This window comes from Brevundimonas sp. VNH65, assembly GCF_049445955.1.
GTDB lineage: Bacteria > Pseudomonadota > Alphaproteobacteria > Caulobacterales > Caulobacteraceae > Brevundimonas.
In genome coordinates, this window is the sequence record NZ_JBMSDX010000001.1 from 505,474 (window position 1) to 528,161 (window position 22,688).

At 66.3% G+C, this 22,688-nt stretch carries 30 protein-coding genes and 1 tRNA gene; 15 read left to right on the forward strand and 16 right to left on the reverse strand.

Features of this window, described 5'->3' with window-relative positions; all coding sequences use genetic code 11:
• Positions 1-31: 31 nt before the first annotated feature.
• Positions 32-1,066 carry an alpha/beta hydrolase gene (locus ACO2Q1_RS02390; RefSeq protein ID WP_423327945.1) on the reverse strand — a complete coding sequence of 345 codons (1,035 nt, stop codon included), beginning with the start codon at positions 1,064-1,066 and terminating at the stop codon, positions 32-34.
• Positions 1,067-1,295: 229 nt separating this feature from the next.
• Between ACO2Q1_RS02390 and ACO2Q1_RS02395 the strand changes: the two genes are divergently transcribed.
• Together ACO2Q1_RS02395 and ACO2Q1_RS02400 are read left to right on the forward strand one after the other, a co-directional pair.
• Positions 1,296-2,096, forward strand: a complete 801-nt coding sequence (locus ACO2Q1_RS02395; RefSeq protein WP_423327946.1) for an SDR family oxidoreductase — start codon at positions 1,296-1,298, stop codon at positions 2,094-2,096.
• Positions 2,097-2,156: 60 nt separating this feature from the next.
• A complete protein-coding gene (locus ACO2Q1_RS02400) occupies positions 2,157-2,720 on the forward strand; it encodes a type 1 glutamine amidotransferase domain-containing protein (protein WP_423327947.1) in 564 nt (187 codons plus the stop codon).
• A gap of 119 nt (positions 2,721-2,839) precedes the next feature.
• Here ACO2Q1_RS02400 and ACO2Q1_RS02405 read toward each other — a convergent pair whose 3' ends face one another.
• Positions 2,840-3,007 carry a hypothetical protein gene (locus ACO2Q1_RS02405; RefSeq protein ID WP_423327948.1) on the reverse strand — a complete coding sequence of 56 codons (168 nt, stop codon included), beginning with the start codon at positions 3,005-3,007 and terminating at the stop codon, positions 2,840-2,842.
• 253 nt (positions 3,008-3,260) lie between these two features.
• Here ACO2Q1_RS02405 and ACO2Q1_RS02410 point away from each other — a divergent pair, with 253 nt between their 5' ends.
• Positions 3,261-3,971, forward strand: coding sequence for a Crp/Fnr family transcriptional regulator (locus ACO2Q1_RS02410; RefSeq protein ID WP_423327949.1), 711 nt, complete (start codon positions 3,261-3,263; stop codon positions 3,969-3,971).
• Here the strand turns inward: ACO2Q1_RS02410 and ACO2Q1_RS02415 are convergent.
• Positions 3,954-4,127, reverse strand: coding sequence for a hypothetical protein (locus ACO2Q1_RS02415; RefSeq protein ID WP_423327950.1), 174 nt, complete (start codon positions 4,125-4,127; stop codon positions 3,954-3,956). The two genes, ACO2Q1_RS02410 and ACO2Q1_RS02415, sit on opposite strands and share 18 nt — an antisense overlap.
• 67 nt (positions 4,128-4,194) lie before the next feature.
• Positions 4,195-4,980 carry an SDR family NAD(P)-dependent oxidoreductase gene (locus ACO2Q1_RS02420; RefSeq protein ID WP_423327951.1) on the reverse strand — a complete coding sequence of 262 codons (786 nt, stop codon included), beginning with the start codon at positions 4,978-4,980 and terminating at the stop codon, positions 4,195-4,197.
• Positions 4,981-5,102: 122 nt separating this feature from the next.
• On the opposite strand from ACO2Q1_RS02420, the gene ACO2Q1_RS02425 reads away from it, so the two are divergent.
• The 4 genes from ACO2Q1_RS02425 to ACO2Q1_RS02440 are packed head-to-tail and all read left to right on the forward strand — an operon-like array spanning position 5,103 to position 7,606.
• Positions 5,103-5,672, forward strand: a complete 570-nt coding sequence (locus ACO2Q1_RS02425) for an SRPBCC family protein (protein WP_423327952.1) — start codon at positions 5,103-5,105, stop codon at positions 5,670-5,672.
• A 25-nt stretch (positions 5,673-5,697) separates the two neighbouring features.
• Positions 5,698-6,873, forward strand: coding sequence for a zinc-dependent alcohol dehydrogenase (locus ACO2Q1_RS02430; protein ID WP_423327953.1), 1,176 nt, complete (start codon positions 5,698-5,700; stop codon positions 6,871-6,873).
• Between the two features lie 25 nt (positions 6,874-6,898).
• Entirely contained in the window at positions 6,899-7,327 is a 429-nt protein-coding gene (locus tag ACO2Q1_RS02435; protein ID WP_423327954.1) for a DUF6766 family protein, read from the forward strand.
• An 18-nt stretch (positions 7,328-7,345) separates the two neighbouring features.
• Positions 7,346-7,606, forward strand: coding sequence for a hypothetical protein (locus ACO2Q1_RS02440; RefSeq protein ID WP_423327955.1), 261 nt, complete (start codon positions 7,346-7,348; stop codon positions 7,604-7,606).
• 136 nt (positions 7,607-7,742) lie between these two features.
• Here the strand turns inward: ACO2Q1_RS02440 and ACO2Q1_RS02445 are convergent, their stop codons facing one another.
• The 4 genes from ACO2Q1_RS02445 to ACO2Q1_RS02460 form a co-directional block, all read right to left on the reverse strand.
• Positions 7,743-8,096 (reverse strand): hypothetical protein, encoded by a 354-nt coding sequence (locus ACO2Q1_RS02445; protein ID WP_423327956.1) that lies wholly within the window; start codon positions 8,094-8,096, stop codon positions 7,743-7,745.
• Positions 8,083-8,685 carry a cysteine hydrolase family protein gene (locus ACO2Q1_RS02450; protein WP_423327957.1) on the reverse strand — a complete coding sequence of 201 codons (603 nt, stop codon included), beginning with the start codon at positions 8,683-8,685 and terminating at the stop codon, positions 8,083-8,085. The genes ACO2Q1_RS02445 and ACO2Q1_RS02450 overlap by 14 nt, the downstream gene beginning before the upstream one ends.
• Positions 8,686-8,691: 6 nt before the next feature.
• Positions 8,692-9,195 carry a ferritin-like domain-containing protein gene (locus ACO2Q1_RS02455; RefSeq protein ID WP_423327958.1) on the reverse strand — a complete coding sequence of 168 codons (504 nt, stop codon included), beginning with the start codon at positions 9,193-9,195 and terminating at the stop codon, positions 8,692-8,694.
• A 214-nt stretch (positions 9,196-9,409) separates the two neighbouring features.
• Complete coding sequence (locus tag ACO2Q1_RS02460) at positions 9,410-10,009, reverse strand: DUF4142 domain-containing protein (RefSeq protein WP_423327959.1); 600 nt, start codon at positions 10,007-10,009, stop codon at positions 9,410-9,412.
• 176 nt (positions 10,010-10,185) lie between these two features.
• Here ACO2Q1_RS02460 and ACO2Q1_RS02465 point away from each other — a divergent pair, with 176 nt between their 5' ends.
• Positions 10,186-10,626, forward strand: coding sequence for a hypothetical protein (locus ACO2Q1_RS02465; RefSeq protein ID WP_423327960.1), 441 nt, complete (start codon positions 10,186-10,188; stop codon positions 10,624-10,626).
• A 387-nt stretch (positions 10,627-11,013) separates the two neighbouring features.
• Here the strand turns inward: ACO2Q1_RS02465 and cas2 are convergent, their stop codons facing one another.
• Positions 11,014-11,319, reverse strand: a complete 306-nt coding sequence (gene cas2 / locus ACO2Q1_RS02470; protein WP_423327961.1) for a CRISPR-associated endonuclease Cas2 — start codon at positions 11,317-11,319, stop codon at positions 11,014-11,016.
• Positions 11,320-11,357: 38 nt separating this feature from the next.
• Positions 11,358-12,185, reverse strand: coding sequence for a type II CRISPR-associated endonuclease Cas1 (cas1, locus tag ACO2Q1_RS02475; RefSeq protein ID WP_423327962.1), 828 nt, complete (start codon positions 12,183-12,185; stop codon positions 11,358-11,360).
• 209 nt (positions 12,186-12,394) lie between these two features.
• On the opposite strand from cas1, the gene ACO2Q1_RS02480 reads away from it, so the two are divergent.
• A complete protein-coding gene (locus ACO2Q1_RS02480; protein WP_423327963.1) occupies positions 12,395-12,817 on the forward strand; it encodes a DUF2924 domain-containing protein in 423 nt (140 codons plus the stop codon).
• Complete coding sequence (locus ACO2Q1_RS02485; protein WP_423327964.1) at positions 12,814-14,433, forward strand: recombinase family protein; 1,620 nt, start codon at positions 12,814-12,816, stop codon at positions 14,431-14,433. The genes ACO2Q1_RS02480 and ACO2Q1_RS02485 overlap by 4 nt, the downstream gene beginning before the upstream one ends.
• A 400-nt stretch (positions 14,434-14,833) precedes the next feature.
• Here ACO2Q1_RS02485 and ACO2Q1_RS02490 read toward each other — a convergent pair.
• Positions 14,834-14,923, reverse strand: a tRNA-Ser gene (locus ACO2Q1_RS02490).
• 135 nt (positions 14,924-15,058) lie between these two features.
• On the opposite strand from ACO2Q1_RS02490, the gene msrA reads away from it, so the two are divergent.
• Entirely contained in the window at positions 15,059-15,706 is a 648-nt protein-coding gene (gene msrA, locus ACO2Q1_RS02495) for a peptide-methionine (S)-S-oxide reductase MsrA (protein ID WP_423327965.1), read from the forward strand.
• On the opposite strand, the gene ACO2Q1_RS02500 is transcribed toward msrA, so the two are convergent.
• From ACO2Q1_RS02500 to flgF, 5 genes are all read right to left on the reverse strand, one after another.
• Positions 15,707-16,219 (reverse strand): hypothetical protein, encoded by a 513-nt coding sequence (locus ACO2Q1_RS02500; RefSeq protein ID WP_423327966.1) that lies wholly within the window; start codon positions 16,217-16,219, stop codon positions 15,707-15,709.
• Between the two features lie 77 nt (positions 16,220-16,296).
• Entirely contained in the window at positions 16,297-17,055 is a 759-nt protein-coding gene (gene flgH / locus ACO2Q1_RS02505) for a flagellar basal body L-ring protein FlgH (protein WP_423327967.1), read from the reverse strand.
• 8 nt (positions 17,056-17,063) lie between these two features.
• On the reverse strand, positions 17,064-17,690 hold the full coding sequence (locus tag ACO2Q1_RS02510) for a flagella basal body P-ring formation protein FlgA (RefSeq protein WP_423327968.1): 627 nt from the start codon (positions 17,688-17,690) through the stop codon (positions 17,064-17,066).
• 14 nt (positions 17,691-17,704) lie between these two features.
• Positions 17,705-18,493, reverse strand: coding sequence for a flagellar basal-body rod protein FlgG (flgG, locus tag ACO2Q1_RS02515; RefSeq protein WP_423327969.1), 789 nt, complete (start codon positions 18,491-18,493; stop codon positions 17,705-17,707).
• Positions 18,494-18,504: 11 nt separating this feature from the next.
• On the reverse strand, positions 18,505-19,242 hold the full coding sequence (gene flgF / locus ACO2Q1_RS02520) for a flagellar basal-body rod protein FlgF (RefSeq protein ID WP_423327970.1): 738 nt from the start codon (positions 19,240-19,242) through the stop codon (positions 18,505-18,507).
• 179 nt (positions 19,243-19,421) lie between these two features.
• On the opposite strand from flgF, the gene ACO2Q1_RS02525 reads away from it, so the two are divergent.
• From ACO2Q1_RS02525 to ACO2Q1_RS02540, 4 genes are read left to right on the forward strand one after another with little or no spacing between them, the layout of a single operon-like run.
• Positions 19,422-20,066, forward strand: coding sequence for a flagellar basal body-associated FliL family protein (locus ACO2Q1_RS02525; protein ID WP_423327971.1), 645 nt, complete (start codon positions 19,422-19,424; stop codon positions 20,064-20,066).
• Positions 20,063-21,097, forward strand: a complete 1,035-nt coding sequence (gene fliM / locus ACO2Q1_RS02530) for a flagellar motor switch protein FliM (protein ID WP_423327972.1) — start codon at positions 20,063-20,065, stop codon at positions 21,095-21,097. The genes ACO2Q1_RS02525 and fliM overlap by 4 nt, the downstream gene beginning before the upstream one ends.
• On the forward strand, positions 21,097-21,714 hold the full coding sequence (locus ACO2Q1_RS02535; RefSeq protein WP_423327973.1) for a DUF6468 domain-containing protein: 618 nt from the start codon (positions 21,097-21,099) through the stop codon (positions 21,712-21,714). The genes fliM and ACO2Q1_RS02535 overlap by 1 nt, the downstream gene beginning before the upstream one ends.
• A gap of 41 nt (positions 21,715-21,755) precedes the next feature.
• Entirely contained in the window at positions 21,756-22,661 is a 906-nt protein-coding gene (locus tag ACO2Q1_RS02540; RefSeq protein WP_423327974.1) for a MotE family protein, read from the forward strand.
• Positions 22,662-22,688: the final 27 nt, after the last annotated feature.

Consider the following 22,688-nt stretch of genomic DNA (forward strand, 5'->3'; position numbering starts at 1 on the left):
TCGTCACCACGAGCCTCAGACGACTGAACGCTCAGAACGGCAGAATGGCTGTCCCGAACGCGCGCTTCAGTTCATGTGCCGCGAAGGTTTGGGCGACCGCCGCGTCGGGCACCACCAGACCCATGCCGAAGAATTCGTGGGTGGAGCCGTGGAAGGTCTTGGAACGCACGTCGACGCCGGCGGCCTCCAGCTTCTCGGTCAGTTGCTCGCCTTCGGTGCGGAGCGGGTCGATCTCGGCCAGGATGACGGTCGATGAGGGCAGGCCGTGCAGATCGGCGGCGCCCACGACATTCACGCGTGGATCGGCGGTCTGGGACGGATCGTCGAAAGTATGCTTCACGAACCACTCGATCATGGGTTTGTTCAGCGGTTTGGCGGTCGCGTTCTCGACATAGCTCTCGGTGTTCAGGTTGTTGCCGACGAGCGGATAGACCAGCACCTGGTGCTTCGGCGCGGTCAGGCCCTGATCGCGCGCCACGATCGAGACATTGATCGCCAGATTGCCGCCGGCGCTTTCGCCCATGACCGCGATCCTTTGCGGATCGCCCCCGATCGTCTGGGCGTTCGCCAGCGCCCATTTCCAGGCGGCGATCGCATCGTCATGAGCGGCCGGAAACTTGTTTTCGGGCGCCTGGCGATAATGGACCGACAGGACCACGACGTCAGCAAACCGCGCGACGCCCCGCGGGCCTCCGTCGTAGACGTCCAGATCGGCGATGACGAAGCCGCCCCCGTGGAAATAGACGACCACGGGCTTCAGGTCGTCGCTGTCGAGGTTTGGCGAGTAGACCCGGGCCTGAAGCGGGCCGGCCGCGCCGTCGATGGTGATGTCGCGCGTCTGGATGCCGAGCGTCGGGTCCTGATCCTTGATCGTCTCTTCTAGGATCGCCTTGACCGCGTCGGTCGGCGTCGGCTGCAGACGCGCTTCCTGCGGCGTCAGGGTCTCGATGGGCTTGCCGTTGAGACGCGCCAAATGATCCAGCACGTGCTGCATCGGCATGTCGGGTTTGTTCGGCGTGGATCGCGGCTGGTCGTCGCGGCCGAGGACCTTGTCGAGGATGGACATGGAAAACTCTTCTCTGCGGGGAATGTCCAGAAAGGCGTCCCGCGCCGGCAAGGTTCCTCCGTCGGTCGGCGAAGGTATTCATTTTGCTTTGGAACCTGCTCGGCGGCCTTTCGGTTGATCCGAGACACTCCGGAGCGCTCCAATGGCCGACGCCTCGTCCCCCACGCCTGACTATCCGACCCCGCCCTTCAAGACGCAAAGGCAGCCTTGGCCCGGGTTGGCGTCAAGGATGGAGCCGCGCCCCGACCACGGCGAGACCACCTATGAGGGGTCCGGAAAACTGACCGGCAAGCGCGCCCTGATCACCGGGGGAGACAGCGGCATCGGGCGGGCCGCCGCGATCGCCTTCGCCCGTGAGGGCGCGGACGTCGTGATCAATCACCTGCCCGAGGAGCAGTCGGACGCGGATGAGGTGATCGCCTTGATCGAGGCCGAGGGGCGAAAAGGAATCTCCATCGCCGGTGATCTTCGGGAGGAAGCGTTTTGCCGACGACTGATCGAAGAGGCCGTCAAGGCGCTCGGCGGCCTCGACATCCTCGTCAATAACGCCGCACGCCAACAGACTCGGCCGTCGATCACCGACATCACCAGCGAAGATTTCGACGCCACCTTCAAGACCAATGTCTATGCGCCCTTCTGGCTGACCAGATCGGCACTGGAGGTGTTGGGCGAGGGGGCGGTGATCATAAACACGGCTTCCGAGCAGGCCGGCGATCCCTCCGAGGACATCATGGACTACGCCATGACCCGGGCGGCGGTCCTGAACTTCACCAAGAGCCTGGCGACCCAGCTCGCGCCGCGCGGCATTCGTGTGAACGCCGTCGCGCCCGGACCGTTCTGGACACCGCTTCAGGCCAGCGGCGGAGCGACGCCGGAGAAGCTGGAGAATTTCGGATCCACCAGTCCCTTCGGCCGCCCCGGCCAGCCGGCCGAGATCGCCGGCCTCTATGTCGCGGCCGCCGACCCGGCCCTCAGCTATTCGACAGGCCAGATTTTCGCGGCGACGGGCGGCAATCGCCAACCCGCGTGACGCGCTGGATGGCGGCGAACTGCTCACTCAGAGCCTCACAAACATGGAAGGGACAGGATCATGGCTGGACGACTCTCGGGTAAGCGCGTTGCGGTGCTCGCGACGGACGGTTTCGAAGAGGTGGAGCTGATCGATCCCACCAGGGCGCTGAAGTCCGAGGGCGCGACGGTAGAGGTGGTGGCGCCGGAGGGCGGAAGGATCCAAGGCTTCAAACATCATGACAAGGGCGAGACCGTCGCCGTCGATCGCCCCCTGTCCGAGGCGACGTCGGCTGACTACGACGCCCTCGTCCTGCCGGGCGGGGTGATCAATCCGGATGCCCTGCGCCTCGAGCCCGAGGCAATCACCTTCATCTCCGAGATCTACAAAGCCGGAAAGCCGATCGGCGCGATCTGTCACGGACCCTGGACCCTGATCGACGCCGACGCCCTCGACGGTCGCCGTGTGACCTCGTGGCCCTCGTTGAAAGCGGACCTGACGAATGCAGGCGCTCAATGGGTGGATGAAGAGGTTGTCGTCGATCAGGGGCTGATCACTTCGCGCAAGCCGGACGACCTTCCGGCCTTCTGCGCCAAACTCATCGAAGAAATCGCCGAGGGGCGGCACGACGTCGTCGTCACGTGACGGGCGTGGCGTAAGCCGTGGTTCGCGGATCCATTCCAAGTCTGCCCGAAGAGGTGGCTCTCGCAGGCCAGGCCTTTCGACACGGGCGGCGGTGACGAACAGCCAGACTGAAAGCTGAGCTAGCGAGAAATCCTAGACACGGTGTGTGGACCCTGACAGACCTCCACCAGCGCGAAGCTCGAATGTTCGTTCAGTTCGCGCGTGGCGGTGGCGATCGCCGCCTCGTCGTCATCGGCCGTGAAGAACAGCGTCAAACCGATCGCCCCGTCGGGGCGCTCGAAATGCATCTGATAGTCTTTTGACATCCGTTGGCCCCCAGCCTTGGCGAAGGTGCAACTATATCGACGACCTGTCTGTCGGACGCCTGACGTAACGGCCGCCGGGGCGAGATCAGGCAGGGGGCAGGGCTCATGACCTGTCAAGCAACTGAACCGCGGATGATCCGTTTGCTCCATGTCGGCTAGCCGACGGTTGGTATAGCGGCGGCCTGTTACGTCCCCTTCAGACCGAAGCCGATTTGCGCTCGAGTCGGAGCGTAAGATGACCGGTAATGGATTTCTGGACATGCTGTCCCCGGAAGATACGGAGCGTTTGGCGCCGTATCTGCGGCGGGTGTTCTTGGCGGCGGGTTCGCTGCTTGTCGAACAGGGTTTCGACGTGGAGACTGTGCATTTCCCGATCGACGCCCAGATCACCAATATTCTCACCCAGGGCGACGGGTCCGCTATCGAGGTTTCCGTGGTCGGCGCTGAAGGCGTGACGGGGCTGTTGCCCTTCATCGCCCATGCGGCGTCAGCCTGGAGAACCGTGGTGAGATTGCCGGGAGACGCCTGGATGATCTCGGCCAGTACGTTGCGCCTGCTTGCCGATCAGAGCGCAACCCTGCGCCATGCGCTGATTTCGCTGGGCTACTACTACCAGGTTCAAGGCGTCTACAACGGCGCCTGCGCGGCGACGCATCCCATCTCCGCCCGCGTGGCGCGCTGGGTTCTGACGGCGGCGGATCTCGCGGGCGCGCGGGAGATCCGGTTCACGCAGGAGGAAATGGCGTCACTGCTGGCTGTGCAGCGAACCTCGGTCGTGGAAGCCTTCGGCTCTCTCAAGTCAGCCGGCTCCATCCGCCATCTTCGGGGCAAGATCCTGATCCTGGATCGCGGGAGCCTGACGCGTCAGTCGTGCAGTTGTTACGGCGCGCTGAAGCAGCAGGCTGTTGAACTGGGCGTCCTGCCGAAATCACTCGTTGTCGGGTGACGGCAAACGGGCGAGGGCGGCGTTCAGGGCCGCAGCCAACTCCTGAGCCGCCCATCGACTGTAGACGGTGTCGCCTCGTGGGGTGCGCAGGATGATCTCGTCGTCCACCACGAGGATTTCAGGCGGGCTGTCGTAAGTGGCCGTGAGCGAAACCATGGCGCTCTCCTTACGGTCCCATACGCCTCACGTCGCGGATTGGATGACGCCACCTGGGTTTGCCCCGTCAGGCTGAGCCCGGTTCGGCCATCTTGCGGTGCTGTTCCGCGAGAACGGTCTGAGGCGTGACGGCGGCCATCGCCGCCTGGACCTTGTTGCCAAAACCGGCGACGACATCGCCGTCTCCCCGCTTCATGGCCTCATATCCGACTTTGGCGACATCGGCGGGGTCGGCCTTGTTGTCGTCCTGACCCACCTTGGTGTCCATCAGATCGGCGCGTTCAAAGAACTGGGTATCCGTAACGCCCGGCATCAACACGGTCACGGTCACGCCCGTGTCCTTCAGTTCGTTGCGAAGGGCGAAGGAGAAGCTGTCCACGAAGGCTTTCGAGGCGTTGTAGACCGCCTGGAAGCTGCCTGGCATCAGGCCGGCGATGGATCCCGTGAACAGGATCATGCCCCGGTCGCGCTCGCGCATCTCCCGTCCGACCAGATAGGCCAGTCGAAGTGTTCCGGTGATGTTGGTGTTGATGACCCCGACGATCTCCTCGAAGTCCTGATCCAGGAAGCCCTTGCCGAGCCCATGGCCGGCATTGGCCGCGAGGGCGTCGATCGAACGGCCGGCTGCCGCCGCGTAGACGCTCTGGACGCCCTCCTCGTGCGCTAGGTCCGCGTGGACGGCCGTGACGTGGGCTCCCATGGCGGTCAGGGCCTGCGAGGCTTCGGCCAGCGAGGTGTCGGCGGCGATGACCAGATCGTATCCGTCCTCAGCGAACAGTTTGGCGAGCTCATAGCCGATGCCGGAGGAGGCTCCGGTGACGATAGCGAGCGGACGAAATTCGGCGTCGGTCATGGCGGTTCTCCGGGAATGGGACGCCAGATCAACCCCTCGTGGAAACGCCTGTTCCGTCGGGTACCCGACGCAACCAAGCCGCAGAGCGACCGGTTCTTCAGGCTCCCCCGCCGGAGTTTCCCATGCCCGCCCACGAGGTTTCCACCGACGCCGATGTCGGCTCCACCGCCTTCCTCGACAAGGACCTGCAGGAGGGTGAGTTCGCGGCCTCAAGCCTCCGCGCGGTCCTGATCAATCGGCCGCGTGAGGCGCTTTACGCCTATTGGCGGGACGTCTCGAAGCTTCCGACCTTTTCGGAGACCGTGAAGGCGGTCGAGGTGCTCGACGCCCGGCGGTCACGCTGGCTGGTGGAGGGACCAGGTGGCAAGGATGTCGAGCTGGTCAGCGAGATCGTCGAGGAGCAGCCGGGCGACCGGATCGCCTGGCGCTCCAGCGAGGGGTCCAACATCGATCACGAGGGCTGGATCGAGTTCCGGGATAACGCCTTCGGGCGGGGGACGGAAGTCCGGGTGTTCATCAGCTACGATCCGCCGGGCGGCGTCATCGGCAAGGTCGTCGCCAAGGTGATGCAGCGCGAGCCGCGTATCCAGGCCCGTCGCGAGCTGCGCCGGTTCAAACAGCTGATGGAGACGGGCGAGGTTTCCACCTCCCGCGCGCCCGACGCCGCGCCCCGCGCGTCGCGGCACTTCTGATCACCCCTTCAACGAGGAGACGCCGATGCGCGCCCTGACCTGGCACGGCAAACACAATGTTCAGGTGGATACCGTTCCTGACCCCGAAATCGTCAACCCTCGCGACGCCATTATCAAGATCACGGCGACGGCGATCTGCGGGTCGGACCTGCACCTCTACGACTCCTATATTCCGGGCATGTCCAACGGCGACATCCTCGGCCACGAGTTCATGGGCGAGGTGGTCGAGGTCGGCCGGGGCGCCACCAGTTTGAAAAAGGGCGACCGGGTGGTCGTGCCCTTCGTCATCGCCTGCGGCCAATGCTTCTTCTGCGAGAAGTCGATGCCGGCGGCCTGCGACAACTCCAATCCGGCCGAAAAGGCGGACGCGTCGGAAATCCTCTACGGCCAATCGATGACCGGCGCCTTCGGCTACTCCCATCTGACGGGAGGCTACGCCGGCGGGCAGGCGCAGTACGCGCGCGTGCCCTATTCCGACTACGGTCCGATCAAGATCCCCGACGGGATCGAGGACGAGAAGGTCCTGTTCCTGTCTGACATCTTCCCCACGGGATGGATGGCGGCAGAGAACTGCCAGATTCAACCGGGCGATACGGTGGCGATCTGGGGCTGCGGTCCCGTCGGTCTGTTCGCTATCAAGAGCGCGGTGCTCCAGGGCGCTGGCCGGGTAATCGCCATCGACCACCACCCCAACAGGCTGGCGCTCGCCAGGGCCAATGGAGCGGAGGTGCTGAACTATCATGAGGTGAAGGTCCGAGAGGCTCTGCTGGAAATGACGGCGGGTCTGGGTCCGGACAGCTGCATCGATGCGGTAGGCATGGAGAGCCACGGCTTCTCGCCCGACAACATCGTCGATGCGATCAAGACCACGACCAGGCTCGGCACCGATCGCGCCCATGTGCTGCGCGAAACCATCATGGCCGTGCGCAAGGGCGGCACGGTCTCGGTGCCCGGCGTCTATGGCGGCTTCGCCGACAAATGGCCGGTCGGCGCCTTCATGGAGAAGGGACTGACCCTGAAGACCGGCCAGACCCATGTGCAACGCTATCTGCCTGATCTGCTGCAGATGATCCTGGAAGGCCGGATCGACACCACGGACCTCATCAGCCACCGCCTGCCGCTCGAGCAGGCGCCCGAGGGCTACAGGAACTTCAAGGAAAACCAGAACGAATGGACCAAGGTGGTGCTCAGCCCCCACTAAGCCCTTAGGCCCGGGAGGCCCTCCCATGCTGAAACGCTACGCCTACGCCTGGATCACCCTCGCCTTCTTCGTCGTGTCCTTCGGCCTACACTGGCTGTTCGGCTGGTTCGCTTTCGTCGAAGAGGCGCGCACCCACGGCCAGCCCGCCCAACTGGGGGCCTGGCTCGTCGAAATGGGGCGGGACACCTTCGAGAACTGGCAGTCGGAGTTCCTGCAACTGCTGTGGCAGGTCGTGGGCCTGGCCTATTTTCTCTACGTCGGTTCGCCGTCCTCCAAGGAAAACGATGACCGCGTCGAGGCCAAGATCGACGCCCTTCTTGAACTGGTGGGGCGTGAGAAGGGTCTGGCTCTGGTCGAGGCCATCGACCGCGACCATGAGCGACGCAGCGGTCATTCCGATCTGCACAAAGAGCCCCCTTACGCTCGTATCGATATGCCCGCCCCCGTGAGCTGATCACCTTTGGAGAACGCCATGACCCTCAAGACCTACGACGTTACGCTTCGCGGCCCCTTAGGCGACCGCCTTGTCCGTGTCGCCGCCGAGATCGATGTTCAGGCGGGCGACGCGGCCGCCTCCCTGATGGCTGAAGACGAGGCCATTGTCGGCATCGCGCGCGTGGACGGCGACCCGGGCGCAGTTCAGGCCGGGCCGCCCCTTTCCCAAGCCGCCGAGTTCGCTGGCGAGACCGAGGGGGCGGCGGCGAGCGACGCCGGCCAGCCGCCTTTCTCATGAAGCCTTCGCCGGAGGTTCGGGAGCTGAAGGGACGGGACGCGCATCCGTCGGCGCCGCCCGTCGGCAAACGCAGGTCTACAGCGCCTGCTTCCGACGACGACCTGCCTCAGGATCGCGGGTTCAAGTCGGTCCGGAATCAGCGGGATTCGATCCTGTCCGCCTGACTGGCGACAGACGAGGCGTGGAAGTCGTTAAAGTCTGTCTCTTCTGGACCACCCACCACATACCATCCGGCCGCGGCGAGTTGCTCCAGCAGCTCACGGGAAGGCGCCGCATTTGAGGCGAGCGAGCGGGAAGGGATTTCCGCCAGACGTCGGCCGTTTCGCCAGAGGGACGCGCTGCACTGGCAGGCGAGGGCGCGTTCGTGGGCCTTCGCCAGCGCTTCGGCGAGGTCGACGGCGATCAGGGTCTCGGGGTCATGCGGACCCTCGAACCGGAGGCCCCAGGACAGGCCGCCGGTGCGCCGGGGCGGACCGTCACCGCCAGGCATCGAAGAGCTCCCGGCTGTCGGTCGTTTCGACCTGCTGGTCGTAACGGGCGTTGTAGAGATCGATGAGCTTGTCATGCGTGTCGTCCGCCGAGCTGCACAGGGCGTCGGTCACCACCACGGTCCGGTAGCCCAGGTCCACGGCGCCCAGGACGGTCGCCAGAACGCAGACATCCGTCTCCGCGCCGGTGACCACGAGTGTGCCCGCCCCGCCTTCCCGCAACGCGGCGTGAAGTCGTCCGTCTCGCCACGGTGAATAGCTGGCTTTATTCAGGATCCGCGCGGGCGGGACGAAGCGCTGAAGGGACAAGGCCAGATCGACCATCTCCGGGCCCATCGCCTCCAAGGTCATTGAGGCCCAGCGCTCCCAATAGGCCCGCCACATCCCTTCGCCTTCGCCCGGACGCGTGGCGGGAATGAAACGTGTGAAGATGGTTCGATCCGCCTTGCGGGCGCAGACCTCCTCGATGACTGGGAGGACACGACCGGCCCATGGAGTGCGCCAAGCCGTGTCCTCCGTGAACATCCGCTGCATGTCGATGCAAAGATGCACCGCCGACAAGGGGAGTTTGGATTTGAGCCCTGCGCCCATGGGCGGTCAGGCGGCTTCTGCGCCCTGGGCCTTGTCGTTGGCCTTGGCGTCCGCGAGGGCGGTCAGGCTTTCATCGGTCGCGGATTCCTCCTGAAGGGTCTGGTCGAGCAGGGCCACGGCGTCCTGGAAGCCAAGCAGGCCGGCCCAGCGTTTGAGCGTTCCGTAGCGGGTGATCTCATAGTGTTCGACGGCCTGGGCCGCCGCGATCAGTCCGGCGTCCAGGGCGTCGGTGTCCTTGTATTCCTCGAGGATCTCGTCGCCTTCAGCCAGGATGCCTTCGATCGCGTCGCAGGTCTTGCCCTGGGCGCGCTTGCCGATGATCTCGAAGACCTGCTGGAGGCGTTCGATCTGGCCCTCGGTCTCCTCCCGGTGCTTCTCGAAGGCGGCCTTCAGTTCGGGCGACTGGGCGCCGCGCGCCATTTTCGGCAGCGCTTTCACGATCTTCCGCTCGGCGTAGTAGATGTCCTTCAGCGTGTCGTAGAACAGGTTGTCGAGGGTCTTCTCGGCCATGGTCAGGTCTCCTTTGATTTAGGGGTTTTCGAAGTCTCAGCGGGCTTGCGCTTGAAGGTTTCGCCGATGATGGACGCCTCGGGACCATCCGGACCCGCGCGTTCCCGGGACAGGCGTCCAGTCTTGAGGACGTCGCGGTCGGGGATGTCTGGGGACGGGCCGCCGTCCGGCGTCGCGCCGTTTCCGCGGCGACCGTCTCTGTCGACTGGCGCGGTCATTTCGCCGCGTCGGCGTTGGCTTCGTCCAGGCGGTCGATCAGTTGCTGATGACCGTGGACGACCGCGACGGTCTTGGTCGCCCAGGCCTTGAGATCCGCTTGGCCGCCCATTCGCTCGTAGGTCGATAGGAGAGATGCGGTTTCGTTATGGGCCGCCTCCTGCTGTTGGAGATAGACCCGGTCGAAATCCTGATCCGTGGCGCCGCGCAGGTTGTCGATCAGGCCCTGGTGGCGCTGATCGAGCGCCGCCGGGACGGCGAGGTTCAGCCGGGCGGCGATCGGTTTCAGTTCATCACCCGCCCGGGTGTGATCGGTGACCATTTTCTCGCCCAACGACTTGATGGCGGGGTTGGTGGAGCGTTGAGCCGCGATGCGTCCGGCCTCGACCTCGTAAAGGCCCCCGACGATCGCATTGGTGACGAATCCGCCGTCGGTAAGCGCGCCGGCAGGTCCCGCCGCCGTTCCGACCACGCCGGCGGTGTGATCCTGCACCGTGTTGGCGGCCTGGTTCTGCTGATCGGGGGCGCCGCCGGTTTCCGCGGGATTGCAGGCGACGAGTACAGCCGCTGTGGCGATGATGGCCGATGTCCTGAGCATATTGTCCTCCTGGGTTGCAGGAAGAACCGCCATCGGCCGTACCGGTTTCTATGTCGGGGACCAGACAGAAACCGGTCCGACTTCCTGGTCCCATTCGACTGGGCTGGAAGCTTTCGGGACCAGGTTTCGAGGGAACCCTGAAACCCCACGCCCGCTAGGAGCGGATGGCTCCTCGATTGAAGGTCTTTCGTTGGTCGGACGGCTTCCACGCCTATTCCGTGGCCGTGAGTTCTCGACCCAAGGCTCTGGACGCCTGGGGCAGCGATCAGGACCTTTTCGCTACGGGCCTGGCGTCGGAGATCAAGGACGGACCGGACTTCGACGCCGCGATAGCGGCACCGGGAAAGGTAATTCGTCGAGCCGAGAGCGTCGATATCGGCAAGATCGAAAAGGCATTCAAACGTAAGGCGGCCAAGGGACCATCGGCGGTGCAGAAGCGGAAAATCGAGGCCTTGCAGCAGGACGTCGAGCAGATCGACCGGGAGCGAGATCAGGCCTTGAAGGCGTTGGACGAACAGATAGCCGCCCTTCGACAGCGCTGGGCGGCCGCCGAGATTGATTTCGGCGTGCGACGAGACAAGGCGATGACAGAGCTGCGGAAGGCTCGCGACCGGTGACCGGAGCGCACGGCATTCGAACTGCAGGTCTGATTTCCGACAACGCCCCTTAGGCGCAAAAGGGAAGGGCAGCGGCTTCCGGAATGGGCTCAAAGCGGCGGTTGGTGAAGTCCGGTCTAAGGCGACACGTACAGGCTGTGAAGACCTGTCTGCCCTAGCCTTCGATTTCTGAACTGCTAGGCTCCTGGCGCAGAATGGCGCCCGCATGGTGCCGCTGCCGCTGGCCTTCGATTTCTGAACTGCTAGGCTCACGATCGGCACGACCATTGCGGGCCTGGGGCTGCCGCTGGCCTTCGATTTCTGAACTGCTAGGCTGGATGTCTTGTCAACGTTCTGAACGGGAACGAAAAAACAGGATATCCAGCCGGTTCAATTCTCCGGACAAAACTAGAACAGCGCCAGTTGGTCGGGGTTTTCCCGGCGGCGTTTTCGCTTCTGGCTCGAGAATCGGACGATCCCTTCGTACTGGCGGTCCGTGAAACTAAGCACATGGACGTCGCCCTTCTCCGGAAGATTCGACTCGATTCGCTTAAGCCGCGCCTCATAGGCGTCCAGTCCGTTGCAGAAGCGAGCATACACCGAGAACTGGCTCATCTCGAATCCCTCGTCCAATAGGAACTCGCGAAACTTGGTCGCTTCGCGCATCTGCTTCTTGGTACCGACGGGCAGATCAAACATGACGAAAATCCACATCAGACGATATCCGCTCAGATGAAGAGCCTCCCGCCGGCTCATGCATCCTCGGCGGCGGATGAGGGAGATCCGGTGGCGAGGCGGTCCAGATCAGGTGCGCCGACGACCGCCCATTCCACGGGGGTGGGCGGATCGAACAGAGCCAACTCCGGTCGGCCGATCTCGAATGATCGGGATAGAGACCGGGCCAGCCTATGGGCCGCCATCGACACCGGCGAGACCTCGCCTGCGATCCTCAGATCGAAGGCGATCAAGCGCGCGAACCGCAGCTTCACCACGGGATCCAGCGTCGTGGTTCCGGATCGCAGCATCTGATCGACCAAGGCGTCAACCAAGGGACGGAACGGCTCGACCAGGTCGTCGGCCAGAGCGAAGGCGTTGCCTCGATTGGAATGCTGTATGCCGAGGCTGGGGTGAAGGCCGGCGGCCGCTACGGCCCGGGCGCAGGTCGCCCGCATCACCGCATAACCGTAGTTCAGCAGGGCGTTAACCCCCACGGCGTCCCTGTCGCGGCGGAACCCGACGCCCATCAGCAAGGGCCAGTAGCGCCGCGCCGCCTGGGCTTCCAGATTCTCCTTGTCGCCTGACGTTACCCGCGCGGCCATGAAGGGAAAGGCTTGGGCGCCCTCTATGCCCCGCGCTGCGAGCAGGGAGCCCTGCATGGCGATCTTGGCCGAGACGATCCGTCGCCACAGTTGTTTGGACAGAGGTCGGGAGGCGTTCAGCTGATCCTGAATCCGCCCGCCCTGGGCGTGATGCCCTTCCAGCGGCAGGGTGACGGCTATGGGGGAATGATTGGTCCCACAGAAGACGATGGGGGCGCCCCGCTCGGCCAGGCGCGCCACCACTGTTCCGCTCCAGGTCACGCCGTGGGCGTGCGACGGTGTTCATGGGGTGAACGTAGCACGAACATTGATTCGCCTAGTCCTTGATGCGGCCATTGTCCACATAAGCGTCGAACTGAGTGGCGGCGACTGGACTGTCGGCCTGGGTGGAGCGTTAGTGTCTGCGCGCCCGGTCCATACCGGGCTTGCTCCGGTGGGGGCGAGCAGAGCCCTTGAAGACAGGGCCTGCCATGAAAACCACGGCTTCAAGAGACATCGACTGCGCGACCCTCGGCGACCTGGGTCTGGAGCCGCTTCGAGCGATCTGGCGCGATCGCTTCGGAGCACCGCCGTCGATCCGCTCGCCAGAGATTCTCGCCCTGATGCTGGCCTGGCGCCTGCAGGCAGCCCGTGACGGTGGTCTCGACGGGGAGTTGCGACGTGCTCTGCGCCGCGCGTCCTCGGCGCCGTCGCCAACGGCCCTGACGCCGGGGACCCGGCTCGTCAGGGAATGGCAGGGTGTTCGGCATGAGGTGGTGGTGGAGCCGGATGGGCGATTCCGGCACCAGGAAGAGCTACACCGCAGTTTGTCGCAAGTGGCCCGCAAGATCACCGGCTCACGTTGGAACGGACCGCGGTTCTTCGGCCTGAGGGAAGGCGAGGGCGCGCCATGACCGTCCCTCGCCCGATGGTTCGCTGCGCGATCTACACCCGCAAGAGCACCGAGGAGGGTCTGGACCAGGCCTTCAATAGCCTGCATGCGCAAAGGGAGGCATGCGAGGCCTATGTCCGCAGTCAGGCCAGCGAGGGCTGGAAGGCGCTGCCTGACGCCTACGATGACGGAGGCTTTTCCGGCGGCAATATCGAACGCCCCGGGCTGAAGCGGCTTCTGGCGGATGTGGACGCCGGGCGGATTGACACCATCGTGGTCTACAAGATCGACCGCCTGACACGTTCGCTGGCTGACTTTGCGCGCATCGTCGACCGGCTGGACAAGGCGCAGGCGTCGTTCGTGTCGGTGACGCAGTCATTCAACACCACCACCTCCATGGGCAGGCTGACCCTGAACGTGCTGCTGTCGTTCGCTCAGTTTGAGCGGGAGGTGACCGGGGAGCGTATCCGCGACAAGATCGCCGCGTCCAAGGCCAAGGGCATGTGGATGGGTGGGCTTCCGCCCATGGGTTACGACCCGCCGATCGATCGGGCGACCCGCACCCTCGTGCGAAACGACGCCGAGGCGGAGCAGGTGCGGGCGATCTTCGACCTTTATCTGGAGTTGGGTTCGGTCTCGGCGCTGGAGGCGAAGCTCGCTCAGCAGGGAACGCGGTCCAAGGTCTGGGTGAGTGCGAGGGGAACGCGGTCAGGCGGGGTCCCGCTCAGCCGAGGCGCCCTGTTCCACATGCTGCGCAACCGCATCTATCTCGGCGAGATCGTGCACGGTGCGAGCAGCGTCCCCGGCTGTCACCCGCCGATCATCGAGCCGGAAGTGTTCGCCAGGGTGCAGGCGCAGATCGCCGCCAACACCCGCACCCGAAAGGACAGGCCCTTGCGCTCGGCCCAACTGCCCCTGAAGGGGTTGGTCTTCGACGCCGACGGGCATCCCATGAGTCCATCGTTCGGCTACGGCCGGGGCGGCAAGGTTTACCGCTACTATGTGTCGGCGCCGCTGCAGCAAGGTCGCCAGGTGGAGGTGCGGGAAGGCGTGCTGCGCCGGGTCGCAGCCGAGGTGCTGGAGGAGGCGGTGCGGACGCACCTGGCGACGGTGATGGCAGGCGCCGCTGAACGGCCGCTAGCGGAGATGCTGAAGCCGGTACGGCGGGTGGAAGTGCTGCCGCAGGACCTGCGCATCGCCTTCGAAGCCCAGGCGCTGCCGCGGGACGTACGCGAGCGGCTCCTCCCTTGCGACACCCACGCGGACCTCAGGGTTCTGATCGCGCCGGTCCGATGCCAGGCGCGCGGCGGCCGGACATGGGTGATGACCCCAGCCTGCGGATCGGCGGTCCGGAAGGCCCGCCGCGATCCAGTTCTAATCAGGGGCGTGCGCAAGGCGCATCGCGTCGCGGCGGATCTCGGCTGGAGGGCGGCAGACGGGTCATTCTCAGGAAGCGGGGTGCCTAAGAACGAATATGACCGGCGCCTCTGGCGGCTGGTGTTCTTGGCCCCCGACATACAGCAGGCGATCCTGGAAGGTCGCCAGCTGCCAGGGCTCACCCTCGACCAGCTGCTCAAGATGCAGCTTCCTACCTGCTGGGCCGAGCAGCGGCGCTCACTGCGCTTCGACGGAAAATGATCCCTGTTCCGCTCAGGGACATTCGCTGTTCCGCGAAATGTCGGTCCCTGTTCCGTTCAAATGGTCCCTGTTCCGGCGAGATATCGTTCCCTGTTAAATTCGGGCCCGACCGCCAGGCCATTCGGGCCGACCGCCCGCGCTGAATGGGTTTGCGAGGCGAGGCGGTTTCCTGGCCGCACAATCGCGCGTCCAGGAAACAACTGATTTCCCTGTTCGGGCCCATAACAGGGAAACTCCACCAGATGCGGTTCGCGCAGAGACTGGCCGGCCAACCGCAGCCGATAGGCCGCTCCGAAGGCGGCTAAACAGCGGGCGGTAGGCGAGTTTGGTGGCGAATTGTCTCGACGTTCCGGGCTCTTATCGGGCCGGGATCAGATCAGAGAACTGTTTCGGGGGTGCGTGGCGGACAGAGAGGGATTCGAACCCTCGGTAGGCTTTCACCTACACACGCTTTCCAAGCGTGCGCGATCGACCACTCCGCCACCTGTCCGTTCCACGACCAGCGTAGAGCCGTCGGACGGTCGATCCGACGGGAGGCAGGCTGATAGAACAAGCCGTGCCCCTCGGCAAGTCGTGGATGACGCCCCATATGGGTGTAAATCCCTCCCCCTCGACGGAGATCATCATGCTGACCCAGAAAACCACCCTGCCGACCGCGACGACGGCCTTGCCCGGGCGCGATCAGCCCGTGCGGACCGACGAGAGCCACTTCGTTCTGGGCCATCCGCTGAAGGGGCCGTATCCCGAAGGCTTCCAGACCGCGATCTTCGGCATGGGCTGTTTCTGGGGCGTGGAGCGGGTGTTCTGGCAGACGCCGGGCGTGTGGGTGACGGCGGCGGGATACGCGGGCGGACTGACGCCGAACCCGACCTATGAGGAGACCTGCACCGGCCTGACCGGCCACGCCGAGGTGGTGAAGGTGGTCTTCGATCCGGCGGTGGTCAGCTATGAAGCGCTGCTGAAGCTGTTCTGGGAGAATCATGATCCCACCCAGGGCATGCGCCAGGGCAACGACATCGGCACGACCTACCGCTCGGCCATCTATTATCTGGACGAGGGTCAGAGGGACGCGGCCGAGGCGTCGCGAGACGCCTATCAGGCGGCCCTGACCCGCGCCGGTCAGGGGACGATCACGACCGAGATCGCGCCGGCGCCGACGTTCTATTTCGCTGAGGACTACCACCAGGGCTATCTGGCCAAGAACCCCGCCGGCTATTGCGGCATCGGCGGTACGGGCGTGACCTGTCCGATCGGCGTCGGCGTCGAGGCCTGATCAGCCGCAGAAGGCGAAGAAGCGTTCGATGTCGGGGGCGGAGGCGGCGTGGGGCGCATAGGTCTCGCGCCGATCGCCCTGAAGGTCGGCCAGCCAGCCGACCTTGCGGAACCGCTGGAACACGGGATGGCTGGTGCGGGACTGGGCCGACAGGAACACGCCCTCATGCAGTTCCGACGGTTCGGCGCGCGCCGAGAACCGCTCCGTCTCGCCGCCGGATTCCAGATACAGGTCGCGCGCTCCGGCGGGCCGCATGGCGTTGATCTCCAGCCGGCCGGAGCCCTTTTCGCAGGTCAGGCCCAGCTTCAGTTCGTCGCTCTCGGCGATGCCGTAGGCCAGCTTGGCTTCCGGCTCGTCGACGGTCAGGTGCCAATCCAGGCCGGCGACCGGCATGGGGGCGCCGGAGGCGGCGGGCGGCGTGGGCGCGGGCGTCGTGGTGGAGCAGGCGGCGGCCAGGACCGAGGCCGCAGCGAGGGCGGCGAGGGGCGCGAGGCGGGTGGAAACGGCGGTCATCGACCTCTCCAACGCGAGGAAACGGCGGAGGTTCGGTCAGCCCTCGCCGTTTGACAAGCGTGTTCCCGCGCCGGTCGTCAGAAGGGGCTGAACCGCTCGACCAGGGACTGGGCCGCGGGTGTGGCCTGCATGCGGCTGATGTCGCCGCGCCCGCCGTAGCTGATGCGCGCCTCGGCGATCTGGGTGTGGTTGATGGTGTTGGCGCTGGAGATGTCCTCGGGCCGCACGATGCCGGCGACGGTCAGTTCGCGCACCTCGCGGTTGGTGCGCACTTCCTGCCGACCCTGAATGATCAGATTGCCGTTGGCCATCACGTCGGTGACCACGGCGGCGATGGTCAGGTTGACCCGCTCGGACCGGCTGACCGAACCGGAGCCGGAGGCGTTGGCCTCGCCCTGGACGCCGACCATGTTGGCCGGGTCGAAACCGCCGGGGAAGGCGCGGCCCAGGCTGTTCTCCAGGCCGAAGAAGTTGGTCACGCCGCCAGAGGCGTCATTGGTGCGGGCGCGCTGGGTCGAGTTGGAGGTCTGGGCCCGATCGTCGATTGAAATGGCGACGGTGACGATGTCGCCGATGCGGCGGGCGCGCTGGTCGCCGAAGAAGGTGCGGGCGCCCGTGCGCCACAGGCTGTTGGCGCTGGCGGCGCGCTGGGCCGCCTGCTCCTCGGCGCTGGGCAGGTAGGTCTGGCTGGTGGGCACCAGGGCGGCCGGATAGCCGATCGGCGCAAGTTCAGGCCCGCGCACCGCTTCGACGGCGGTCGAGCAGGCGCCCAGGGACAGGGTCAGGGCCAGGGCGCCGGACGCCAGGATCTGGATCGAGGGGGTCTTGCGGGTCATGCGGGATCTCAACGGATATGCTGGGCGGCGAGGGGGGCGTCTGCGCGGTCGGCGGCGTCCCGGAAGGTCTGGGCGGCGGGGCCGGTCACCGCACGTCCGGGGCCCATGGCGACGGCGTCGATCGTACGTCCGGACTGAAGGTTCAGGATCGGCACGGGCTCGCCGACGGCGGCGTTCCGCAGGGCGCGGCCGGTGATGGTCAGTTTGACGCCGCCGGAGATGAACTCGACCCTGACCATGTCGTTGCGGCTGATGGCGCGGGTCGCCGCCGTGGTGCGGGCGGCGGGGGCGCGTGTCGGCGTGACGACAGGGGTCATGGTCACGGGCTCGCCTCCCGCCGGGGCGGCCGAGGCGGCGCGCACCACGACCCGGCTCAGGCCGGCGGCGTTGTCCCAGCGCAGCCCCGCCCGCAGGGCCTGGGCCTGGAGCGCGCCGGCCTCGAAGATGACGGACGGGCCGGCGCGGGTTCCGATCACCGTTCCTGCGGCCGCGCCGGTCGCGCCGTCGAAGATGTCGCCCAGGGTGACGCGGCCGTCGTCGTCGACGGGGTTGGCCTTCAGGGTCACGGGCCCGGCGAGGGCGGGCGCCGCCGCCGCCGTCACGATCAGGGCCAGCAGGAGGGGCGAGGTCTTCATGGTTCAGCGCGCCCCTAGTTCTTGATCTGGGCCGTGACGGCCATCATGTCGTCGGCCGTCGAGATGACCTTGGAGTTCATCTCATAGGCGCGCTGGGCGATGATCAGGGCGCTGATCTCGGCCACGGCGTCGACGTTCGAGGCCTCGGTGAAGCCCTGCAGAAGTTGCCCGAAGCCCGGCTCGCCCGGCGCCGCCACGGTCGCCGGACCCGACGCCGCGGTCTCCAGCAGCAAATTGTCGCCCACCGCCTCCAGCCCGGCCTCGTTGAAGAAGTTGGCGAGTTCCAGTTGGCCGACGGTCTGGGGTTCCGCCTGTCCGTCCAGCGTGACCTGGACCAGGCCGGTCTTGGACACGGTCACATCCACCACGTTCTGCGGAATGGTGATGGCCGGTTCGACGGCATAGCCGTCCTCGGTCACCAGCTGACCCTCAGGATTGACCGAGAAGTTGCCCGCGCGGGTGTAGGCCGTCTCGCCGGACGGCAGGGTGATCTGGAAATAGCCCTTGCCGTCGATGGCGATGTCGTAGCGGTTGTCGGTTCGGGTCGGGGTGCCGTTCTCGGTGATGCGGTAGACGCTGCCCGCCTTGACGCCGAGACCGACCTGGATGCCGGTGGGAACGACGGTGCCGGCGCTGGACGACTGCGCGCCCATCCGCTCGACGTTCTGATACATCAGGTCCTGGAACTCGGCGCGCTGACGCTTGTAGCCGATGGTGTTCATGTTGGCGATGTTGTTGGAGATGACCTCCACGTTCAGCTGCTGGGCGGCCATGCCCGAGGCGGCGGTTCTGAGTGCGCGCATGATGGCTCTCCCTAGCTGACGCGGCCCAGCCGCTCGACGGCGCGGCGGGACAGGTCGTTGGTGTTGTCGATCATCCGGCTGACGCTCTCATAGGCGCGCTGGATTTCGATCAGATTGGTGATTTCGATCAGAGGGTTGACGTTGGAGCCTTCCAGCGCCCCCTGGCGGATCTTGGCGCCCGTGGCCTCGATGGTCTGGGCGTTGGAGCGGTTGCGGTACAGGCCGTCGCCGTCCTTCGACAGCGCGCCCAGGGTGTCGAACCGCACCAGGGTCATGCGGCCGACCAACTGTCCGTTCTGGCTGATGGTTCCGTCCTGACCGACCGCCACCGCGCCCAGTTCCGGGTTCAGGATGATGTCGCCGGCGTCGCCCTGAACCGCCAGGCCCCCCTGGGTGACCAGTCGGCCCTCGGGGTCGGTGGTGAAGGCGCCGTCGCGCGTATAGGCCGTTCCGGCCCCGTCGTTCACGGCGAAGAAGGCGCCTTCGCCCTCGATGGCGAAGTCCAGAACGCGTCCGGTCTGCTGTACGGCGCCCTGGGCGAAGTCCCGGCCGACGCCGTTGTCCAGCACGAAGCTGGCGGACGGGCGGACCTGGTCGTTGCGGGCCCGCCGCCCAAGCTCCGCCGAGGTCAGCAGTTGCTCGACCTTGAACCCGGTGGTGTCCGCATTGGCGATGTTGTTCGCCACGACGTCCAGTTCGCGGCGCAGCGTCATCTGGCGGGACAGTCCGATGTAGGCGGCGTTTTCCAAGGCGGGCTCCTTCGCCCACCCTCCCTGCAACCGTCGTGCCAACGTGGTTAACGCCCGTCCAGTGGGGATTCTGGGACCGTTTCGAGCCGCCGGGCCCGGCAGGATTTGCCGATTGTTAGCGCGCCGTTAACCAAACCGGCCGCATCTGGAAGGCGGAATCATCCGGGGGCCGCAACGGTATGTTGAAGCTGGGCAAGAAGAAGGGCGGGGACGCCCAACCGCCGGCCGTCGCCGGCGGGGAGGGCGCTGCCGAGGGCGAGGCTCCGGCCAAGAAGAAGCTGCCCCTTCTGTTGATCATCATCCCGGTCGCCGTCCTGGTGCTGGGCGGTGGCGGCGCGGCCGCCTTCTTCATGCTGCAGCCCAAGTCGGCCGCCGCGGAGGGCGAGCACGGCGAAGAAAAGGCGAAGGACGACGGTCACGGCAAGAAGGCCGAGAAGAAGGGTGGGGGGCACGGCGAAAAGGGCGGCGACGAGGCTGCGGCCAATGTCGGAACCATCTCCGAGGGCGCTGACGGCGTCACCTTCTACAGCCTGCCCGACCTGACGGCGAACATCCAATCGCCGGACGGACGTCCGACCTACCTCAAGCTGAAGCTGACGCTGGAGATGCACGACGCCGAGGCGGCCACGATCCTGCAGGAAAACTATCCCCGGGTCCGCGATATGTTCCAGACCTTCCTGCCGGAGCTGAGGACGGAGGATCTGTCGGGCTCGGCGGGCACCTACCAACTGCGGACCGAGATCCTGCGGCGGGTCAATCTGATCGCCGCGCCGGGCAAGGTCGACGCGGTCCTGATCGAAGAAATGCTGGTCGCGGGCCAATGACCGACGCCGCCTTCGCCGATACGGGGGAAGAGTTTCGCGCCGTCAACGAGCGCGTCCTGAACCAGGATGAGATCGACAGCCTGCTCGGCTTCGATCTGGGGGACGACGACGGCTCGGAACGCAGCGGCATTCGCGCCATCATCAACTCGGCCCTCGTCTCCTACGAGCGTCTGCCGATGCTGGAGATCGTCTTTGACCGCCTGGTGCGGTTGATGACGACGTCGCTGCGCAACTTCACCTCGGACAACGTCGAGGTCAGCCTCGACAACATCTCGTCGATCCGGTTCGGCGACTATCTGAACTCCATTCCCCTGCCGGCGATCCTGTCCGTTTTCCGCGCCGAGGAACTGGACAACTATGGCCTGCTGACGGTCGATTCCAACCTGATCTATTCGATCGTCGACGTGCTGCTGGGCGGACGTCGCGGCACGGCCGCGTTGCGTATCGAGGGACGACCCTACACCACTATTGAGCGGATGCTGGTCCAGCGCATGGTCGAGGTGATCCTGGCTGATGCCCAGTCGGCGTTCGAGCCCCTGACGCCCGTCCACTTCAATCTGGATCGTCTGGAGACCAATCCCCGTTTCGCCGCCATCGCGCGCCCGGCCAACGCCGCCATCCTGGTCAAGCTGCGCATCGACATGGAGGATCGCGGAGGGCGCGTCGAGTTGCTGCTGCCCTACGCCACGCTGGAGCCCATCCGGAAGATGCTGCTGCAGCAGTTCATGGGCGAGAAGTTCGGCCGCGACAACATCTGGGAAGGCCACCTGGCCACCGAGCTCTGGACCACGGATACCGAAGTGCGCGTGGTTCTCGATGAGCAGCAGGCGCCGCTGTCGACCGTTCTGGATCTGAAGGTCGGCGACACCTTCATGCTGAACGCGACACCCGATTCAGATGTGTCGATCCGCTGCGGAGCCATTCCGGTCACCACCGGCCGCATGGGCCGCAAGGGCCAGCACATCGCCGTTCGCGTCGAGGCGCCGATCAATATCGACGCCGCCGCCGCTCTGTCCAAGGGAGTTCGCTGATGATCGGCGTGGTTCTGGATGCCGTCCTGATGCTGTTGCTTGTGGCCGCCCTGGCCTACGGGCTGCGGCTCGAGCGCAAGCTGACGGCTCTGCGCGAGGGCCAGCTGGCCTTCGCCGGGGCGGTGGGCGAGCTCAACGCCGCGGCCGGCCGCGCCCAGTCGGCCCTGGCCGATCTGCGCGCCGCCGGCGAGGACGCCGATCTGCTGCACGACCGGATCATCAAGGCCCGCACCCTGAAGACCGAGCTCGAAACCCTGATGTCGCGCATGGAGCGCGCCGAGGGCCAGATCGGCGCCCGCAGCGACGCCCTCGCCGAGACCCGACGTCCTGCGACGCGCCCGGCGCCGCTGGAGCCGTCGCGCCAGACGCCGGCTCGCGAGGTCGAGGTCTCGGACGACGCGGCCGACGATCGCGCCCGTCGCATGCAGGCCCTGGCCGACCGCATCCAGGGCCTCGGCGCCGGCGCCGCGCCGGGACAGGCGAACGTCAGCGCCATCCTGGGCGCGCTCAACGCCGGCCGGTCCGCCGCTCCGACCGCCGCCGCCGGTAACCACGCCGTTCAAGACCGCATCAACCGCGCGCGTCGTACCCTGGACGAAGACCTCTTCGCCGCCTGAGCCCGCCGCGCCGTTCCGCCCGCCGTCCGAAAGACCCTGACATGGCCCGTATTCCCCGTCTCCTGCCGCTGATCGCCGTGGCCATCGGCGGCGTGGTCGCCGTCCGCGCCGTCGGCGCCGGCCCGGACCTGTTCAACGGCGCGCGCGCCTGGGCCGAGGAGGCCGCCGGAGCGGTGGCCCCGGCGCCGGCCAAGCCCGCCCCGACCGCCGCCTGCGCTCTGACGCCCGAGCAACTGGCCCAGCAGGTCGGGGTGTCTCCCGCCGAACTCAACATCATCCAGTCCCTGATGAAGCGCCGCACCGAGCTGGACGCGCGCGACACCGACTTCGCCACAACCCTGCCGCTGATGGCCGCCGCCGAGCAGAAGCTGGACGCCAAGGTTCAGGCGCTGAACGCTTTGAAGGGGGAGATCCAGGGTCTGCTGGGACAGGTGGACGCCAAGGAGAAGGCCGAGACCGATCGCCTGGTCGCCGTCTATTCCGCCATGCGTCCGCGCGAGGCGGCGGCGGTGTTCGTGAGCCTCGACGACTCGGTCCGACTGCCGGTCGCGGCCGCCATGCGTCCGCGCAGCCTGGCGGCGGTCATGGCCCAGATGCCGCCCGCCGCAGCGCGGGAGCTGACGGAAAAGCTCGCGCGCCGGTATCAGGCGCAGCAGATGGCCGCCAAGGCCGCCGTGGCCGCCGCCGCCGAACCGGCGCCGCAGCCTGCCGCCCCGGGGCCGGGTCAGACGCAGCCGCAAGCCCAGACCGCCGCAGCGCCTGCGGCCGAAACCGCCAAACCGGCCGCCCAGCCTGCGCGTCGTCCGGCGGCCAGACCTCCGGCCCGTCCGGCCGCCCGAACGCCCGCGCCGACCCCGTCCGCCGCAGGTCCTCAGCCGTATCAGGCGTCAGCGCAGACCCCCGCCGCCCAGCCGGCGGCGCAGGCCCCGCGCCAGTCGGTCCAGTGACGGCCTGACGCCGGCGAGTCGGCTGAC